This window comes from Verrucosispora sp. ts21, assembly GCF_002879555.1.
In the GTDB taxonomy this organism is placed as follows: Bacteria; Actinomycetota; Actinomycetes; order Mycobacteriales; family Micromonosporaceae; genus Micromonospora; species Micromonospora gifhornensis.
Genome location: NZ_PNOZ01000043.1, coordinates 17,782 through 35,730, shown reverse-complemented (window position 1 = coordinate 35,730; position 17,949 = coordinate 17,782). Strand labels below are relative to the sequence as shown.

Below are 17,949 nucleotides of genomic sequence, written 5' to 3'. Positions count from 1 at the left end.
GCTGGTGCACGGCGGTGCCACGGCACCGCCGTGATACGTCGATGGGGAGCAGATGAGCGCAGTACCGCCCGCTGAATCCGGCACCGCCGAGCCGGGCACCGCCACGAGATCGCGGCGTACACCCGCCACGATCCTGCTCGGCCTCGCGGCGTTTGCGGTGGTGGTCGACGTGCTCACCAAGCACCTGGCGCTTGTCGAACTGAGCGACCGTGAGCCGGTACGGCTGCTGGGCGGGGCCGTCTACCTCTCCTTGACCCGCAACAGCGGGGCCGCGTGGAGCCTCGGCAAGGACTACACCTGGATCTTCCCGTTGATCGCGATCGGCGTGCTGGCCTGGATCGCCTGGATGGGACGGACCCTGCGGTCGGTGCCCTGGGCGATCTCGCTCGGCCTGGTGGTCGGCGGCGTCACCGGCAACCTGATCGACCGGATCTTCCGGGCGCCGGGCTGGTTCGTCGGCCACGTGGTCGACATGATCAGCGTGTTCGACCCGTACGGTCGGGTGTTTCCGATCTTCAACATCGCGGACAGCGCCCTGGTCTGCGGCGTGATCCTGGCGATCGGCCTGGAGTTCACCGGCCGTCAGCGCGACGGCACCCGGCTGGTCGGCGACGACCGCAAGGGCACCGGGCGGGCTGCGGAGACCACGACGGAGAGCGCGGACGACGAGCGGCGGGAGCGGGCATGACGGGCACCTTCGCCGCCGGCGGCGACCACCGCAGCCTGCCGGTCCCCGACGGCCTCGACGGAATGCGGCTGGACCAGGCGGTCGCCCGGCTGTTCGGGCTGTCCCGGACGACCGCCGCCGCCCTCGTCGACGCCGGCGAGGCGCTCGTCGACGGCGCGGTGCGGCCCAACTCGCACAAGGTCCGGGCGGGGGCCTGGCTGGAGGTGACGCTGCCCGCGCCGGCCGCGGCGCCGGTGGTGGTGCCCCAGGCGGTACCGGGACTGCGGGTGGTCTACGCCGACGACGACATCGTGGTGGTCGACAAGCCGGTAGGGGTGGCCGCCCACCCAAGCCCCGGCTGGACCGGCCCGACGGTGATCGGCGGGCTGGCAGCGATCGGTCACACCATCGCCACCAGCGGCGCCGCCGAGCGTCAGGGCGTGGTGCACCGGCTCGACGTCGGCACCACCGGGGTGATGGTGGTGGCCAAGAGCGAGCAGGCGTACAGCGCGCTCAAACGGGCCTTCAAGTACCGCGAGGTGGAGAAGCGCTACCACGCGGTGGTGCAGGGGCACCTCGATCCGCTGCGCGGCACCATCGACGCCCCGATCGACAGGCACCCGCATCACGACTACCGCTGGGCGGTGGTTTCCGACGGTAAGCCGAGCATCACCCACTACGACACCCTTGAGGCGTTCCCGTCGGCGAGTCTGCTCGACGTCCGGCTGGAAACCGGCCGTACGCACCAGATCCGGGTGCACTTCTCCACCCTGCGCCACCCGTGCGTGGGTGACCTGACGTACGGTGCGGACCCGACTCTTTCCGCCCGGCTCAAGCTGGATCGGCAGTGGTTGCACGCCAGAGAGTTGAGTTTCGAGCACCCCCGTACGGGGGACGAGGTCCGCTTCGTCAGCGACTACCCTGACGATCTGGGACGCGCGCTGGAGATTCTCCGCGACTGACGCGCCCCGCCCGTCCCGACCCAACCGACGAGGGGGCCCGCCCGTGCGCGCCGGCGATCTGCTGCGGCAGCTGGATCAGCGACTGCTGCCCCGCCTCGCCACCGTGTTGACCCGGCTCGACCAGAAGACGGCCCGCGCCTCGCTGCTCAGCTGGGTGGCGGTGCTGTCCTGTGCCGCCGTGCTGTTCACCGCGGTGTTCGCCACCGGCGGCGCACCGTTGCCCGACCGTACGGTCGGCGAGGTGACCCGGGTGGGGATCGCCGACGGTGACTCGATTCCCCGCTACGAACGCACCGCCGCGGCGGACCTGGCCGGCCTGGCGCGCGGCGCATCGCTGGCCGAGGGCACCTACGCCCTGGTCTCGCTCTCGGAGTACGTTACCCCGCAGTCGCTCGCGGCCGTGGTCGGAGACGTCGGGGTGTCCTTCGTGTTCGGGCGGGTGCCGCTGCCGGACCGGCAGACCGAGATCGTGCGCATTCCGGCCCAGCGGCTGCCCGACGACGTCACGGCCGGCATGGCGGACCTGGCCGCCCGCAAGGCGCGCGAGGCCGCCGACTACCGGTCCCGGGCCGCCGCGCTGGTCGGCGGCGACCCGCAGGAGCGCGAGCTGCGCCAGCTGTACGTCAGTGGGGCGCGCCTGGCCGAGCGGGAGGCCGCCGCCTACCGGACGGGCTGCGCCTGTGTCTACGCCGTGGTGGTCCGGGCCGAACCGGCGGTGCTGCGTGGTGTGGCGGCCCGTCCCGGGGTACGGGTGGTCGATCCGGCGCCGGAGGTCCGGCGACTGGAGCGTACGGTGTTCACGCCGCCCCTGCCGGAACAGCGCGACGTGGCCCGTCCACCGATCGACCGGGATCTGCTGCCCAGCCCGTCGCCAAGTGCCGAGTCCCAGGCGCCGTCGCCGGAAGCGCCCGAGAATCGCGTGCCGCAGACGCCGGAAGTGACGGATTCGTCACCAGCGCCGGTTCCTTCCCGACCGGCCCCGACATCCGCCGCACCGTCGGCGGCTCCCACCTCGACAGACTCGCTGCAGGACGGCGACGTGGACGCTCTGGTGGAGGGCGGTGCGGAGCTGACACCGTGACGGTCGCCGACACATCGGTGGGTGTCCCGGTGTGGCTTCCAAACGGTTTCGTTCGTAGCCTGTCAGACGGAGACCGAGGCGCTGGGGAGGCGAGCCGTGGACGGCAGCGAGACCGGTTGGGGGCGGCCCGCTGAGCCGGCACCGCGGTGGCGGGCCCTGCTCGACCGAGCCCGCCTCGGCGGTCGCGGCGCTGAGCAGGCATCGACCGACCGGCAGGCCGAGGAACCGCCACCGCCGACCGAGCCGCTCCCGCGCCGCACGTCGGGCTCCGGCTACTCGGGGCGTGCCACGGCCGCGGGCCCACCGATGGATCGGGCGTACGGTGCCGAACCGGGCTACCGCGCCGAGGCGGGCTACCGGCTCGACGCCGCCCGCCCGGCCCCACAGACGTACCGCGGTCAACCGGGATACCAGCCGGAGCAGCCGGCCTATCCGCAGGTGCCGGAGCCACGTCGACCGGAGCCGGTGGAGTCGCGGTACACCCTGCTGGACAACGGTTACCGGCATGCCGCTCCGCCGATCGACTCCCGCTACGCCCTGCTGGACAACGGCTACCAGCCGCCCGCCCCGGCACCCGCGCCGCCGCTGCTGCCCGGTCCACCCGCGCCTCCTGCGCATCCGGGCCCTTCTGCGCATCCGGGCCCTTCTGCGCATCCAACGCCTTCTGGGTATCCGGGGCCTCCTGCGCCGCAAGGGCCCGCAGGGTCCCCGGCGGCGGTCGCGTCGGCCACGGTGGCCGGTCGCCCCGGGCGGATCGAATGGCGGGCGCAGAGCGTCGAGAACGAGTGGGATCGCGCCGCCGCCGTGCTGCGCAAGGACCTGGGCACGCCGCGGGTGATCGCCTTTGCCAATCCCAAGGGCGGGGTGCACAAGACCACCGCCACGGTGCTGGGCGCGGCAACCATCGGCAGCGTACGCGGACGCGGCGTACTGGCCTGGGACGACAACGAGTTGCGGGGCACCCTCGGGCTGCGCGCCGGCAGCGCCCGCCACGCCCGGACCATCCGGCATCTGGTCTCCGACCTGGTGCAGATCGAGATCCGGGAGGGCAATGACCTGCTGGAGGCCCTCGACGACTACCTGCGGCACGCCTCCGACGGGTCGTACGACGTGCTCGCCGGTGAGGAGAGCCCCCGGTTCGCCCAGCGGTTGGACCAGTTCACCGTCAAGCGGGTACTGGAACTGCTCCGGCGCACCCACGACGTGATCTGCGTGGACACCGGCAACAACGTGGAGAGCCCGAACTGGCGTACGGTGATGCACGCCGCCGACCAGCTGGTGGTCACCACGGTGCCGCGCGAGGACGCCGCGTTCAGCGCGGACTGGATGCTCGATCTGCTGCACTCCGAGGGCATGGGTGAGCTGGCCGACAATGCGGTGACCCTGATCTCCTGCCCCACGCCGGGGCGGCTGCCGCTGCAGAACGACCTGGAGAAGCACTTCGCCACCCGTACCCGTGCGGTGGCCGTGGTGCCCTACGACCCGGCCCTGGAGACCGGCTCCTCGATCGAGTATCACCAGCTCCAGGCCGAGACCCGACAGGCGTGGATGCAGGCCGCAGCGGTGATGCTGGAGCCGTTCGCCCGCTGAGGCGACCACACCGTGTACACCTCGCGTCGGAAGCTGCGAGGATCATCGGGTGAGCCCGGAGATCCCCGCCGTCGAACCGCCCGCAGCTGCCTGGCCGGCCGACCCGCAGACCCGCGTCGACGCACCGCGCCGGACTCTGGCGGTCGGCGGGGCGGCCGTGCTCTGCCTGACCCTGCTCGGTGTGCCGTTGGGGCTGCTGTGGGCGGTGATCTCCCCGGCCACTCCGGTGATCAAGACCGACAACGGCGCGGTCTACGGCCAACCTCAGCCGGAGCAGCCGGTCGCCGCTGACGGCTGGTTCAGCCTGCTCGGCCTGGCCTTCGGGGTGCTCGCCGGGCTCGCCCTGTGGTTCGTGCTGCGCCGTCGCCGGGGCCCGGTCGGGCTGTTCGTGGTGGTGCTCGGCGCGTTGGCCGCCGCGGTGGTCGCCTGGCAGGTCGGTCGGCGGGTCGGGTTGAGCACGTACGAACGTCTGCTGGAGACCGCGCCGGCGGGCACCGCCTTCACCAAGCCCGCCGACCTGCGGGCCGGTGGGATCGATCTGTTCCTCGGCGTGCTGCCGGTGCCGCACGGCAACCTGCTCCTGCCGGCGTTCGGCGCCGCGGTGACGTACACCCTGCTGGCCGGGTGGTCGCGGTGGCCGTCGCTGCGCCCCGAGCCGGAGCCCGACATGGCCCTGCCGTACCCGGCGGCCGGCTACCCGCCGGGCGTATACGGACCGGCACCCTGGCCGGCCGTGCCGGGCGCGGGAGGTGGCTACCCGCCCGCCGGACCCGGCGTCGGCCCGGCCGGCCCGTTCCCAGGCCCGGCCAGACCGGGTGGTTTCAGTCCGGGGGCGGTCGGGCCGAACGGGTTCGGTCCGGAGTCGGCGGGGGCGGACGGGGTCAGTTCGGGGCCGGCGGGGGCGTGGCCAGCTCCGCCAGCGGCACCGGAACCGCCCGCACCTGGCGCAGCAGAGCCGCCTCGCGGTTGAGCAGGGTCAGCTCGGCGCGCAGCCGGGCCGCCGTGTCGTCGATCGCGAGCAGCCGCTGCCGGTCCGCCACGCTCAGCGCCGCGGTCGCGGCCACCAGGTGGGAGAGCACGGTCGGATCCTCCGGCAGCTGTTCGGTCAGCTGACCGGCCTCGGGACGCATCAGGCCGAGGTACTGCCGGAAGACGGCGATCACCCGCGCCGCCAACAGGTTTGCCGCCTCGTCCGGACCGGTCGGCTCGGGCAGCCAGCTCACCTCGGCGGTCAGGTACGGCGCGGCCTGGCGGTCGAGCTGTTCGACGCGGAACCGGCGTCGCCCCACGGTGACGATGTCGAAGCCGCCGTCGGCCAACTCGGTGACCTGCCGGAGCTCGGCGGTGCAACCCACCTCGTGCAGCGTCACCTCCCCGTTGCCCGCGACGACCCGGCCGGGGGCGGGTGCCACCTCCCAGCCGCTGCGGATGGCCACCACCCCGAACTCGCGTGGCGCCCCCTCGGGCAGCTGCATGAGGTGCCGGATCAGGGCGCGGTAACGCTCCTCGAAGATGTGCAGCGGCAGCACCAGCCCGGGAAAGAGCACCGTGGCGAGCGGGAACACCGGCAGCCGTGCGGTCACGGAATCGAGGGTAGCCGCACCGGCGCGGTGACGAGTGTTCCGGCTCACCGTCCCGGCCTACGGGCGGCGCGGGCCGCTGCCCTGACGGGCCGCCTAGACTCGCAGGGGTGTTGAACCGCATCGACCTGCGCGGCGGCCTGACCGACCCGCGTGACCTGCTGCCTCGTGCCCAGCTCGACGTCTCGGTGGCTGTCGAGCAGATCCGTCCGCTCGTGACGGCGGTCCGTGAGCATGGTTACTCGGCGGTCCGCGAGGCCAGCGAGCGGTTCGACGGGGTGGCGCCGGAGGTGCTGCGGGTGCCCGTCGAGGCCATCGCGGCGGCGGAGAGCACGCTCGACCCGCAGGTGCGGGCCGCGTTGCTGGAGGCGATCGCCCGGGTCCGCAAGGTGCACGCAGATCAGCGTCGCGCCGATCACACCACCACGGTGGTGCCGGGCGGCACCGTCACCGAACGCTGGGTTCCGGTCGAGCGGGTCGGTCTCTACGTCCCCGGCGGTCTGGCGATGTATCCGTCGACCGTGGTGATGAACGTGGTGCCCGCCCAGGAAGCCGGTGTCCGGTCGCTGGTGGTGGCGAGCCCGCCGCAGAAGGACAACGACGGGTTGCCCGATGCGCGGGTGCTGGCCGCCTGCGCCCTGCTCGGTGTCGACGAGGTCTACGCCGTCGGCGGCGCCCAGGCGGTGGCCATGCTGGCGTACGGCTGTGCGGTCGACGCCGCCGGCAGCGCGCACTGCGCACCCGTCGACATGATCACCGGGCCGGGCAACATCTGGGTCACCGCCGCCAAGCGGCTGCTGCGCGGCGTGGTGGGCATCGACGCCGAGGCGGGCCCCACCGAGATCGCGATCCTGGCCGACGACAGCGCCGACCCGGTGCACGTCGCCGCCGACCTGATCAGCCAGGCCGAGCACGACCCGCTGGCGGCCAGCGTGCTGGTCACGCCGTCGGTGGCGCTGGCCGACGCGGTGGACCGCGAACTGGCCCGACAGGTGCCGGCCACCAAGCACGCCGAGCGGGTCGACACCGCGCTGCGCGGACCGCAGAGCGGCATCGTGCTTGTCGACGACCTGGCGGCCGGGCTGCGGGTGGTCGACGCGTACGCGGCGGAGCACCTGGAGATCCAGACGGTCGACGCGCGGGAGTGGGCGATGCGGGTACGCAACGCCGGGGCGATCTTCGTGGGCGCGTACTCGCCGGTGTCGCTCGGCGACTACTGCGCCGGCTCCAACCACGTGCTGCCCACCGGCGGTTGTGCCCGGCACTCGTCGGGGCTGTCGGTGCAGTCCTTCCTTCGCGGCATCCACCTGGTGGAGTACACCGAGGCGGCGCTGCGGGAGGTCGCACCGCACGTGGTCACCCTCGCCGGAGTCGAGGACCTGCCGGCGCACGGCCAGGCGGTAAGTGTCCGGTTCGGTGATCCCGTGAGCGCGAGGAGTGAGCCGGGTCTGCGAGCCCCGCAGTCGCGAGCCGGTGATCCCGCATGACCCGGCTGGAGGATCTGCCGATCCGTGACGACCTGCGCGGTCGGTCGCCGTACGGCGCTCCGCAGCTGGACGTGCCGGTGCGGTTGAACACCAACGAGAACTCGTACCCGGTGCCCGACGAGGTGGTCGAGGCGATCGGCAAGGCGGTCGCGGCGGAGCTGCGGGACCTCAACCGCTATCCGGACCGTGACGCGCTGGCGTTGCGCGCCGACCTGGCCGCCTACCTCGGTCACGGGCTCACCACCGAGGGGGTGTGGGCGGCCAACGGCTCCAACGAGATCCAGCAGCAGCTGCTCCAGGCCTTCGGTGGTCCGGGGCGGGTCGCGTTGGGCTTCGTTCCGGCGTACTCGATGCATCCGCTGCTGGCGCTGGGCACCGGCACCCGCTGGGTGCCGGCCCACCGGGGCGTCGATTTCGGTCTGACCGTCGACGAGGCGGTGGCCCAGGTCCGCGAACACCGACCCGACGTGGTCTTCCTCTGCTCGCCGAACAACCCCACCGGCACCGCGCTCGACCCGGCGGTGATCTCCGCCGTGCTGGACGTCGCGCCGGGGATGGTGGTGGTCGACGAGGCGTACGCCGAGTTCGCCCGCCCGGGTACGGTCAGCGCCCTGGCGGTGCTGCCCGGGCATCCCCGGCTGGTGGTCACCCGCACGATGAGCAAGGCGTTCGGGTTCGCCGGTGGCCGGCTGGGCTACCTGGCGGCCGATCCGGCGGTGGTGGACGCGGTGCAGCTGGTCCGCCTGCCGTACCACCTCTCCGCGCTCACCCAGGCCGCCGCGCGGGCCGCGCTGGCGCACCGCGACGCCCTGCTCGGCACGGTCGCCGCGATCATGCAGCAGCGCGACCGGATCGTCACCGAGCTGCGTCGCCGTGGCCTGCGGGTGGCCGACAGTGACGCCAACTTCGTGTTGTACGCCGTCGACGGTGACCAGACCCTGGCCTGGCAGGCGATGCTGGATCATGGTGTGCTGGTCCGCGACGTCGGCCTGCCCGGCTGGCTGCGGGTGACCGCGGGTACGCCCGCCGAGACCGACGCCTTCCTGGCAGCCATCGATCAGATCCAGCGCGCGGGCCTGTCAGCCCCGCAGCCGCGACCGAAAGGCACATGATGAGCCGGACCGCCCGGGTGGAGCGGATCACCAAGGAGACCAAGGTCCTGGTCGAGATCGACCTGGACGGCGCCGGAGCGGCGGAGATCAGCACCGGGGTCGGCTTCTACGACCACATGCTGAACCAGATCGCCCGGCACGGCGGCTTCGACCTGACCGTGCAGACGGTGGGTGACCTGGAGATCGACGCGCACCACACGATGGAGGACACCGCGCTGGCGCTCGGTGCCGCGTTCGACCAGGCGCTGGGGGACAAGGCCGGCATCCGCCGGTACGGCTCGGCCACCGTCCCGATGGACGAGGTGCTGGTCCGGGCCGCCGTCGACCTGTCCGGTCGGCCGTACGTGGTGCACGACGAGCCGCAGTTGGCGCCGTACATCGGGCCGGTCTACCCGACCAGCATGACCCGGCACATCTGGGAGTCCTTCGGCCAGGCGGCCCGGATCACGCTGCACGTGGACGTGCTCCGGGCGGCCCGTCCGGGCGGTCACCCGGACGCCCACCACGTGGTGGAGGCACAGTTCAAGGCGGTGTCCCGGGCCCTGCGGGAGGCGACCGCGATCGACCCGCGGGCGGCCGGCGTGATCCCGAGCACCAAGGGCGCGCTGTGACGGCCGCCGGGCGGTACGGGCGGGGGTGGCGCCGGTGAGCGGGGTGCTGCCGACGCTGCTGCTGATCTTCGCCGGGGTGCTGGTCGGTGGGACGTGGTCCCTGCACCGGCAGGGCGCACCGCGTGGCGCGGTGGTGGTCACCGCGCTGCTTGCGGTGCTGGCCACCGTCGCCGGGGTGCTGTGGTTGCTGCCCGGGGAGGGATCGTGACGGATCAGCGCACCTCCCGTCGTCGGATCGTGGTGCTGGACTACGGCTCGGGCAACCTGCGTTCCGCCGAGCGGGCCCTGGCCGCCGCCGGTGCCGACGTGACGGTCACCGACGACCTGGTCGCCGCGGCCGACGCCGACGGTCTGGTGGTGCCCGGCGTCGGTGCCTTCGCCGCCTGCATGGCCGGCATCGAGGCGCTCGGCGCCGGCCCGGTGATCGCCGGGCGGGTCGCCGCCGGCCGTCCGGTGCTGGGCATCTGCGTGGGCATGCAGATCCTCTTCGAGTCCGGCGACGAACACGGTGTGATCACCAAGGGGCTGGGGCTGCTGCCGGGCAACGTGACGCGGTTGCCCGCCGCCCGGCTGCCGCACATGGGCTGGAACACCGTCGCGCCGCCGGTGGGCTCGGTGCTGTTCGCCGGGTTGCCGGCCGACAGCCGGTTCTACTTCGTGCACTCGTACGCCGTCTGCGACCCCACCGCACTTCTCGCGGCCGGTGCCCGGGTCACCACCGCCCACCACGACGCCGATTTCGTCGCCGCGGTGGAGCGGGGGCCCCTGTCGGCCGCCCAGTTCCACCCGGAGAAGTCCGCCGAGACCGGTGCCACGTTGCTGCGCAACTGGCTGGACACCGTACCCACCGATGGCTGACCCGAACGGCCGGCCGGTCGGGTCCGACGGCCGGGTGCCGCGGAGGTCGCGGTGAGCAAGGAGCGAGCCCGCCGCCGTGCGGCCCGGGAGGCGGAGGCGGCGCGCCGACGGGTGGCCCGGGAACGGGCGCTGGCCCGCCGGGCCCGACGCCGGGCACTGATCCGGCGGATGGTGCCGACCGTACGACGGGGTCGGACGGGACGTCTGTTGAGGTATTCGCGCCGTGAACGGGCCACCATCGTGGCGCTGACACTGGCCGCGATCGCGCTGATCTGGGTGCTCGTGCCCGACCTGGCGCTGCGCGTCGTGTTGATCGTGCTGTTGCTGCTCGTACTGCCGGTGATCGTGGTGGTCGCCCTGGACCGCCGTTCCTGATCTGGAAGGACAAAGACACGTGAGCCTCACTCTGTTGCCCGCCGTGGACGTCGCCGACGGCCAGGCCGTCCGGCTCGTGCAGGGCGCCGCCGGCAGCGAGACCACCTACGGCGACCCGCTGGAGACCGCCCTGGCGTGGCAGCGGGACGGGGCCGAGTGGATTCACCTGGTCGACCTGGACGCGGCGTTCGGCCGGGGCTCCAACGCCGACCTGCTCGCCGAGGTGGTGCGCCGCCTCGACGTGCAGGTGGAGTTGTCCGGTGGCATCCGCGACGACGCCTCCCTGCGCGCCGCCCTGGCCACCGGGGCGACCCGGGTGAACATCGGCACCGCCGCCCTGGAGGATCCGCAGTGGTGTGACCGGATCTGCGGCGAGTACGGCGACCGCGTCGCGATCGGTCTGGACGTGCGGGGACGAACCCTGGCCGCCCGGGGCTGGACCCGCGACGGCGGCGACCTGTACGAGGTGCTGGAGCGGCTCGACAAGGCCGGTGCCGCCCGCTACGTGGTCACCGACATCACCAAGGACGGCACCATGCGCGGGCCGAACCTGGACCTGCTGCGGGAGGTGTGCGCCCGCACCGACGCGCCGGTGATCGCCTCCGGCGGTGTCTCGACGCTTGACGACCTGCGTGCGCTGGCCACCCTGGAACCGATCGGCGTCGAGGGCGTGATCGCCGGGAAGGCGCTCTACGCCGGCGCCTTCACCGTCGCGGAGGCCCTGCGGGCCCTCGCCGAGCAGTGAGGACAGTGTCATGACGGTGGCGGTACGGGTGATCCCCTGCCTCGACGTGGACGCGGGGCGGGTGGTCAAGGGCGTCAACTTCCTCGATCTGCGTGACGCCGGTGACCCGGTCGAGTTGGCGGCGGCCTACGACCGGGCCGGCGCGGACGAGTTGACCTTCCTCGACGTGACCGCCTCGTCAAGTGACCGGGGCACCATGCTGGACGTGGTGCGGCGTACCGCCGAGTCGGTCTTCATCCCGTTGACCGTCGGCGGTGGCGTGCGGGCGGTAGCGGACGTGGACACCCTGCTGCGCGCCGGTGCCGACAAGGTCGGGGTGAACACCGCGGCGATCGCCCGGCCCGAGTTGATCGCCGAGATCGCCGACCGGTTCGGTCGGCAGGTGCTGGTGCTCTCGCTTGACGTGCGCCGGGCCCCGGCCGGCACCACCCCGAGCGGCTTCGAGGTCACCACGCACGGCGGCCGGCGCGGCACCGGGCTGGATGCCGTGCAGTGGGCGCAGCGGGTCGCGGAGTTGGGTGCCGGTGAGATCCTGCTCAACTCCATGGACGCCGACGGCACCAAGGCCGGCTTCGACCTCGAACTGATCGGCGCGGTACGCCGGGTGGTGGACGTGCCCGTGGTGGCCAGCGGCGGCGCCGGCGAGGTGGCGCACTTCCCGCCAGCGATCGGTGCCGGTGCCGACGCGGTGCTGGCCGCCAGCGTCTTCCACTTCGGTGAGCTGACCGTCGGCGAGGTCAAGGACGCGCTGCGGACGGCGGGTCACCCGGTCCGCTGACGCCCTGCGCGGTCGGTCAGCTGCGCCCGGAGTGGCCCTCGGGGGACTGCCGGGGCATCGGGATGGTCCGCACCAGATATTCCTGCACTGCGGCGGCGTGCTCGGCTTCGTCCAGGTGCCATTCGGCGGTGCCCGGCGCGTGCCGGCGGTCGAGCACGTTCTGCACGGTGTCGACAGTGGTGGCCAGCCCGGCGGTGGGTCGGGACCGCCAGAGCCGCTCACCGGCCGGGGTGATCCGGAACCAGCCGTCGGCGACGTCGACCAGGCCGGCGCCGAGCAGCCGCCGGATCGCCTCTTCGATGTCGTGCCGTTCGGGGATGCTCTGGTCGAGATGGTCGGCCGTGGAGAGCACGTCGGCCAGGCGTACGCCCTCGGGGCGGCGGGTGGTCGGAGACCGCCGGTGCCGCCCCGCGCCGCTGGCGATCACCAACGAGACGAAGATCCATGCATCCGTCCGGCGCCAGGCGTTCTCCCCCATGTGGAGATTCTGCCGTCCGATCGGTGCCATGAAAACACCACCCACCCAAGCGTTACGCCACGTGATGTGCGGGCTCGAATGGTCGGCGTTGACCTGGGTGTTGCTCGCGGGTGCTCGGCGATGATGGTTGCGTTGAGTGATTGTCAGGCGGTCGGGGCCGGCTCGATCCGTGGTGTCGTCGTCCCCGGTTGCGGCTCCGGCACGTCGAACCGGGGCAGGAAGAACTGCGCCAGCGGCCCGATGGCCAGCGCGTAGGCGATCGTGCCGACGCCGAGTTTGCCGCCCAGCAGCGCGCCCACGGCCAGCACCACGACCTCCATGACGGTACGGACCAGGCGCAGCGAACGGCCGGGTCGGCGGGCGGTGAAGCCGGTCATCAGCCCGTCACGGGGACCGGGCCCGAGGCGGGCGCCGAGGTAGAGGGCGGTGGCCATGCCGTTGCCCACGATCCCGGCGGTCAGCAGGGCGATCTGGGCGGCGAGCGGCTCCACAGGTGGCAGCAGGGCCAGGGTCAGGTCGACCGCCAGGCCGACCACGACGGCATTGGCGAGGGTGCCGATGCCGGGCCGTTGCCGCAGCGGTATCCAGGCCAGCAGGACCAGCAGGCCGACGGCGATGACCACCGTGCCCATGCTGAGTCCGGTGAGTCGGGACACGCCCTGGTGGAACACGTCCCACGGGTTCAGGCCGAGTTCGGAGCGGACCATCAGCGCCATGCTGGCGCCGTAGAGGAGCAGCCCGCCGAAGAGTTGCACCAGGCGTCGGACCGGACGGTGGCGCAGGTTGCCAATGAGCATCACGCATGCCACCCTAGGGGCCAATTCGCGCCTTTGAAGAGCCAATATTCGGGGAGTGGCTGTGACAAGTCAGGTGCGGGGAGCCCAATTGGCCCGCCTGCTCGGGCAATGGCATGCGCTCCCGGGCCGTCGACGCAGTCCGGACTACGCCGCGCTGGCCGGTGCCGTACGCGGCCTGCTCGCCGACGGTCGGCTACCGCTGGGCGTACGCCTGCCGGCCGAGCGGGACCTGGCCGAGGCGTTGCAGATCAGCCGTACCACTGTCACCGCCGCCTACCGCGAGTTGCGCGACAGCGGGCATCTGGCCAGCCGGCGGGGCGCGGGCAGTTGGACGATGCTGCCCGGTACGCACCGCGTGGCGAGCAACGGGCTGTGGATCCCGCTGGACGACCGGGAGATGCTCGACCTCGGTGTGGCGGCGCTGGCCGCACCGCCGGAGCTGCTGCCGGCCGCCCGCGCGGCGGCCGAGGACCTGCCGCGCTACCTCGGCGGAGCGGGATACCACCCGATCGGGATCATCGAGCTGCGGGAGGCGGTGGCACAGGCGTACGTCGACCGTGGGCTGCCCACCTCACCCGACCAGATCATGGTCACCAACGGCACGCAGCACGCGCTGGACCTGGTGCTGCGGCTGGCCCTGGCCCCCGGTGGCAGCGTGCTCGTCGAGTCGCCGAGCTACCCCAACGCGCTGGCCGCGCTCGCCGCCCGACGGGCTCGGATCACCACCCACGGCCTGTCCGCCGAGCTCGACGGCTGGGACGCCGACCTGATGCTCGGCTCGCTGCGCCAGGTGCGCCCGCGCGTCGCGTACCTGATCCCCGACTTCCAGAACCCGACCGGCCATCTGATGCCGGCAGAGCTGCGGGAGCGGCTGGTGGCCACCGCCCACGCGGTCGGCACCGACCTGGTGATCGACGAGTCCTTCGTGGACCTGTCGCTGGACGACGCCGTGCTGCCGCCGCCGACCGCCAGCTTCGACCGGCACTCCCGGGTCGTCAGCATCGGCGGCATGAGCAAACCGTTCTGGGGCGGGCTGCGGATCGGCTGGATCCGCGCCTCCGCCCCGCAGGTGCAGCGGCTGGCCGCCGCCCGGGTGGGCGTCGACATGGCCAGCCCGGTCCTGGACCAACTGGTCGCCGTGCACCTGATGGCCGCCGCGCCGGCCATCGTGGCCGCTCGGCGGGCGCAGCTGACCGAACAACGCGACGCGTTGCTCGGCGCGCTGGCCGCGCGGCTGCCGGAGTGGCGGGTGAGCGTGCCGCGCGGTGGCGTCACGCTCTGGGCGGAGCTGGATGGGCCGATCTCCAGCGCCTTGGCGCGGGCGGCCGAGGAGGTCGGCGTACGGCTGGCGCCCGGTCCCCGCTTCGGCCTGGACGGCACCCTGGAGCGCTTCCTGCGACTGCCCTTCACCCTGCCGTCGGCCGACCTGGTCGAGGCGGTCGGACGGATCGCCGCGGTCCGCTACGACCTGGACCGGGGCGGGGCACCCCGCTGGCGGGAGCCGAGCGTCATCGCCTGAACCGGCACCTGTCGATTCGACCCCGCCGCCGCGGCGCGGGCGGGCAGACTGCCGAGGTGGACGATGGTGGGCGGGTGCGCTGGTCGCGAGGGGTGTGGCCGAGCGCGCCCGGCTCCCGCGTCACCCGCCTGGAACTCTTCTACGACCTGGTCTTCGTCTTCGCCTTCATCCGGGTCACCACGCTCACCGCGGAGACCCCCACCGCCCGTGGGCTGGTGCAGTGCCTGATCGTGCTGGCGCTGCTCTGGTGGGCGTGGACCGGCTTCGCGGTGGTCGGCAACGTGGTCCGTACCGACCAGGGCGTCCTGCCGTTCCTCACGTTCGCCACGACGGCCGCGGCCTTCGTGTTCACCCTCGCCATGTCGCAGGCGTTCCGGGACCAGCCCGGTGACCTGTCCGGACCGCTTGTCTTCGCCGTCTGCTACTTCGCGGTGCGGGCCAGCCAGGTGGCGATCTTCGGGTGGCTGGCTCGCGGCGATCCGGAGTTGCGCCGCCATTTCCTGCTCGTGGCCGGGCGTGGACTTCTCGTCGGGGTGCTGGTGCTGGCCGCCGCACTGCTGCCGCAGTCGTTGACCACCGACACGGGCGAGATCAGTCTGCGGCTGACGCTGTGGATCGTCGCGCTGGCGGTGGAGTACGGCGCCGGGTTGTTGTTGCGGGGCAGCGGCTGGACGGTGTTGTCGGCCGGTCACTGGGCGGAACGGCACGCGCTGATCGTGCTGGTGGCGCTCGGCGAGACGATCATCGCCCTCGGGTTGGGCGGGGGAATCGACACCGAGTCGCCGTTGACCTGGCGGGTGGTCGTCGCGGCGCTGCTCGCCGTGGCGGTGGTCAGCTCGTGGTGGTGGGCGTACTTCGACACCATGGCGTTGGCCATGGAGCAGGTGCTGCACCGCACCCGGAACCGGTTGGCGCGTGCCCTGCTGGCCCGGGACGCGTACACCTATCTGCATCTGCTGCTGGTCGCCGGCCCGGTCCTGTTCGCCCTGGGGCTCAAGGGACTGATCGGCGGGCGGAGCACCCCGGGCGGCGAGCTGCCGGTCTTCGACCTGGCGGTGCTCTACGGCGGGGCGGCGACCTACCTGGTCGGGTTGGCGGCGCTCGGCTGGCGGGTGTTGCGTCTGGTGCGCTGGCCGACCCTGGCCGCGGTGGCCGGGTTGGCGCTGCTGGCGCCGGTCGCCGCGCGGCTGCCGGCGGTGACGGCGCTGGCGCTGCTCACCGGGATCATGCTGGTGGCGACAGTGGTGCAGACGTGGGTGGACACGCCGCTGCGCCGCGAGGTGCGCGAGACGGCGTGGGCCGAGCAGGTCGCCGCCGAGGCCGAGCAGTCCGAGTGGCGTCGACGGCACCTGTGAGCGGCCCGACCTGGCTGCGCGCCGAGCCGGCCCCGCGGGCGGGGCCGGCTCGGCCAGGTGCGCGCGGGCGTGCCGTCAGAGCTCGACGACGGTGCCGGTGTACATCTTGTCGATCTCGGTGGAGAAGTTGCTCTCCACCCCGCGACGCTTGATCTTCAACGACGGGGTGATCTCGCCGTCCTCGATGGTCAGGTCACGCGGCAGAATGGTGACCCGCTTGATGGTCTCCCAGCGGTTGAGCTTGCTGTTCAGTTGCGCGACGTACTCCTCGACCATCGCCTTCGCCTCCGGCGAGGCGACGATCTCGGCGTACGGCCGACCCTCCAGCGGCGTGCCCGCCGCCCAGCCGGCGATGGCGTCCGGGTCGAGCGTGACAAGCATGGTGCAGTAGTTGCGGGCCTGGCCGATGACGACGGCCTGCGAGGTGTACGGGCAGGTCGCCTTGAACATGCCTTCGATGTACGACGGGGCGACGTACTTGCCGCCGGAGGTCTTGACCAGGTCCTTCTTCCGGTCGGTGATCCGCAGGTAGCCGTCGGCGTCGAGGTCGCCGATGTCGCCGGTGCGGAAGAATCCGTCCTCGGTGAAGGCGGCGGCGGTCTCCTCGGGCAGGTTGTGGTAGCCACGCATCACCGGTCGACCCTTGATCAGGATCTCGCCGTCAGAGTCGATGCGGCACTCCAGGTCGCCCATCGCCTTGCCCACCGTGCCGATGCGCAGCCCGTCCGGCGGATTGACGAAGTTGCCGGCGCTGGACTCGGTGAGCCCGTAGCCCTCGGAGATCGGCAGGTTCGCGGCGGCGAAGAAGGTGGCGATCTCCGGGCTGAGCGGGGCGGCCCCCGACACCAGGACCCGGATCCGGCCACCGAGGCGGGCCTGGAGCTTGCTGAAGACCAGCTTCTCGGCCAGCGCGTACTTGAACTTCAGCCCGCCGGGCAGCGGCTTGCCGGCCTGCTCCAGGGCGACCTTCTCCTTGCCGACCCCGACCGCCCAGGCGAAGATCTTCGCCTTCGCGCCACCGGCGTCCTGCGCGGTGGTCACCGACTTGTTGTAGACCTTCTCGAAGACCCGGGGCGCGCCGCACATCAGCGTCGGCCGGACCACCGAGAGCAACTCGACAAGCTTGTCGACCCGACCGTCGACGTACGTCGGCAGGCCCACGTGGGTGGCCCCGCAGAGCAGGGTCTTGCCGAACGAGTGCGACAGCGGAAGCCAGAGGTACTGCAGGTCGTCGTCGCGGAGCAGCCCGACCGCCTCCTGCGCGACACCCTCCCAGCACCAGCCGCCGTGCAGCAGTTCGACGCCCTTGGGCCGGCCGGTGGTGCCGGAGGTGTAGATCAGGGTGGCCAGGTGCTCGGGGCCGATCTTGGCGACCAGGCGGTCGATCAGTTCCGGATCGTCGGCGAGCCGCTCGGCACCCTGCTGTTCGAGCTGGGCGAGGGTCAGCTGGGGGACGGCCGCCGACGGGTCCGGCTCACCGTCGATGAGGACCACGTGGGTCAGCGCGGGCAGCTGCGCACCGGCGATCTTCGCCGCCTGTCCCGGGTCCTCGGCGAACAACACCTTGGAACCGGAGTCGGAGATGATGTACGTGGCGTCGTCGGGTTCGGTGGTGGGGTAGACCGTGGTCGTCGCGCCACCGGCGCACATGATGCCGAAATCGGCGATGATCCAGTCGAGGCGCGTGTTCGCCAGGATCGCCACCGGATCCTCCTGGCCGACACCCAGACCGTGCAGACCGGCGGCGACCGCCTTGGCCCGCTCGGCGACCTGGGACCAGGTCAGCCAGACCGGGGCGTTGTCCGGACCGGGGCGGCCGAAAGCGTGACGATCCGGGGTGGCTGCCACGCGCTTGAGGAACATGTCAGGAATGGAGCGGTACGGTACATCGAGAGCCATCGCTGTAGCCGCCTTCAGGGGGGTGGAGGCGTGACCATCGTCACGGCAGTGTTGG

Annotated in this window: 18 protein-coding genes and 1 pseudogene; 15 read left to right on the top strand and 4 right to left on the bottom strand. The window is 72.5% G+C overall.

Going from position 1 to position 17,949, the window contains the following annotated elements; all coding sequences use genetic code 11:
* Positions 1-52 precede the first annotated feature (52 nt).
* The 5 genes and pseudogenes from C1A38_RS19245 to C1A38_RS31925 all read left to right on the top strand — a co-directional run.
* The gene (locus C1A38_RS19245) at positions 53-688 is read left to right on the top strand and encodes a signal peptidase II (protein WP_102659161.1); all 636 of its coding nucleotides are present in this window, start codon (positions 53-55) and stop codon (positions 686-688) included.
* Positions 685-1,629 (top strand): RluA family pseudouridine synthase, encoded by a 945-nt coding sequence (locus C1A38_RS19240; RefSeq protein ID WP_102659160.1) that lies wholly within the window; start codon positions 685-687, stop codon positions 1,627-1,629. Before C1A38_RS19245 ends, C1A38_RS19240 begins: the two co-directional genes overlap by 4 nt.
* Before the next feature lie 43 nt (positions 1,630-1,672).
* Complete coding sequence (locus C1A38_RS19235; RefSeq protein ID WP_102659159.1) at positions 1,673-2,710, top strand: hypothetical protein; 1,038 nt, start codon at positions 1,673-1,675, stop codon at positions 2,708-2,710.
* A 96-nt stretch (positions 2,711-2,806) separates the two neighbouring features.
* On the top strand, positions 2,807-4,300 hold the full coding sequence (locus C1A38_RS19230) for a MinD/ParA family ATP-binding protein (RefSeq protein WP_102659158.1): 1,494 nt from the start codon (positions 2,807-2,809) through the stop codon (positions 4,298-4,300).
* Positions 4,297-4,973 (top strand): annotated as a pseudogene (locus C1A38_RS31925) (DUF2567 domain-containing protein); the annotation flags it as partial. The gene C1A38_RS19230 and the pseudogene C1A38_RS31925, both read left to right, overlap by 4 nt.
* A 208-nt stretch (positions 4,974-5,181) precedes the next feature.
* Here the strand turns inward: C1A38_RS31925 and C1A38_RS19220 are convergent.
* Positions 5,182-5,883, bottom strand: a complete 702-nt coding sequence (locus C1A38_RS19220; RefSeq protein ID WP_102659156.1) for an LON peptidase substrate-binding domain-containing protein — start codon at positions 5,881-5,883, stop codon at positions 5,182-5,184.
* Positions 5,884-5,990: 107 nt separating this feature from the next.
* Between C1A38_RS19220 and hisD the strand changes: the two genes are divergently transcribed.
* From hisD to hisF, 8 genes are read left to right on the top strand one after another with little or no spacing between them, the layout of a single operon-like run.
* Positions 5,991-7,367, top strand: a complete 1,377-nt coding sequence (gene hisD / locus C1A38_RS19215) for a histidinol dehydrogenase (RefSeq protein ID WP_102659155.1) — start codon at positions 5,991-5,993, stop codon at positions 7,365-7,367.
* Positions 7,364-8,479, top strand: coding sequence for a histidinol-phosphate transaminase (locus C1A38_RS19210; RefSeq protein ID WP_102659154.1), 1,116 nt, complete (start codon positions 7,364-7,366; stop codon positions 8,477-8,479). Before hisD ends, C1A38_RS19210 begins: the two co-directional genes overlap by 4 nt.
* Positions 8,479-9,090, top strand: coding sequence for an imidazoleglycerol-phosphate dehydratase HisB (gene hisB, locus C1A38_RS19205; RefSeq protein ID WP_102659153.1), 612 nt, complete (start codon positions 8,479-8,481; stop codon positions 9,088-9,090). Before C1A38_RS19210 ends, hisB begins: the two co-directional genes overlap by 1 nt.
* Positions 9,091-9,124: 34 nt before the next feature.
* Positions 9,125-9,298, top strand: coding sequence for a CG2302 family histidine operon protein (locus C1A38_RS31425; RefSeq protein ID WP_373306831.1), 174 nt, complete (start codon positions 9,125-9,127; stop codon positions 9,296-9,298).
* The gene (gene hisH / locus C1A38_RS19195; RefSeq protein WP_102659151.1) at positions 9,295-9,948 is read left to right on the top strand and encodes an imidazole glycerol phosphate synthase subunit HisH; all 654 of its coding nucleotides are present in this window, start codon (positions 9,295-9,297) and stop codon (positions 9,946-9,948) included. The genes C1A38_RS31425 and hisH overlap by 4 nt, the downstream gene beginning before the upstream one ends.
* Before the next feature lie 51 nt (positions 9,949-9,999).
* Entirely contained in the window at positions 10,000-10,323 is a 324-nt protein-coding gene (locus C1A38_RS19190) for a hypothetical protein (protein WP_102659150.1), read from the top strand.
* A gap of 19 nt (positions 10,324-10,342) precedes the next feature.
* The gene (gene priA / locus C1A38_RS19185; RefSeq protein ID WP_102659149.1) at positions 10,343-11,068 is read left to right on the top strand and encodes a bifunctional 1-(5-phosphoribosyl)-5-((5-phosphoribosylamino)methylideneamino)imidazole-4-carboxamide isomerase/phosphoribosylanthranilate isomerase PriA; all 726 of its coding nucleotides are present in this window, start codon (positions 10,343-10,345) and stop codon (positions 11,066-11,068) included.
* Positions 11,069-11,078: 10 nt separating this feature from the next.
* On the top strand, positions 11,079-11,846 hold the full coding sequence (gene hisF / locus C1A38_RS19180) for an imidazole glycerol phosphate synthase subunit HisF (RefSeq protein WP_013735060.1): 768 nt from the start codon (positions 11,079-11,081) through the stop codon (positions 11,844-11,846).
* Positions 11,847-11,862: 16 nt separating this feature from the next.
* Here hisF and C1A38_RS19175 read toward each other — a convergent pair whose 3' ends face one another.
* Both C1A38_RS19175 and yczE read right to left on the bottom strand, forming a co-directional pair.
* Positions 11,863-12,324 (bottom strand): hypothetical protein, encoded by a 462-nt coding sequence (locus tag C1A38_RS19175; protein WP_102659148.1) that lies wholly within the window; start codon positions 12,322-12,324, stop codon positions 11,863-11,865.
* Between the two features lie 143 nt (positions 12,325-12,467).
* Positions 12,468-13,121, bottom strand: coding sequence for a membrane protein YczE (gene yczE / locus C1A38_RS19170; protein WP_373306834.1), 654 nt, complete (start codon positions 13,119-13,121; stop codon positions 12,468-12,470).
* Positions 13,122-13,182: 61 nt separating this feature from the next.
* Here yczE and yczR point away from each other — a divergent pair, with 61 nt between their 5' ends.
* Both yczR and C1A38_RS19160 read left to right on the top strand, forming a co-directional pair.
* Positions 13,183-14,640: a MocR-like transcription factor YczR gene (gene yczR / locus C1A38_RS19165; protein ID WP_043721521.1), complete on the top strand. Its 1,458-nt coding sequence runs from the start codon at positions 13,183-13,185 to the stop codon at positions 14,638-14,640.
* A 56-nt stretch (positions 14,641-14,696) separates the two neighbouring features.
* Entirely contained in the window at positions 14,697-15,995 is a 1,299-nt protein-coding gene (locus tag C1A38_RS19160) for a low temperature requirement protein A (RefSeq protein WP_102659146.1), read from the top strand.
* A gap of 75 nt (positions 15,996-16,070) precedes the next feature.
* Here C1A38_RS19160 and C1A38_RS19155 read toward each other — a convergent pair whose 3' ends face one another.
* Positions 16,071-17,894, bottom strand: coding sequence for an AMP-dependent synthetase/ligase (locus C1A38_RS19155; protein ID WP_102659145.1), 1,824 nt, complete (start codon positions 17,892-17,894; stop codon positions 16,071-16,073).
* Between the last annotated feature and the right edge of the window lie 55 nt (positions 17,895-17,949).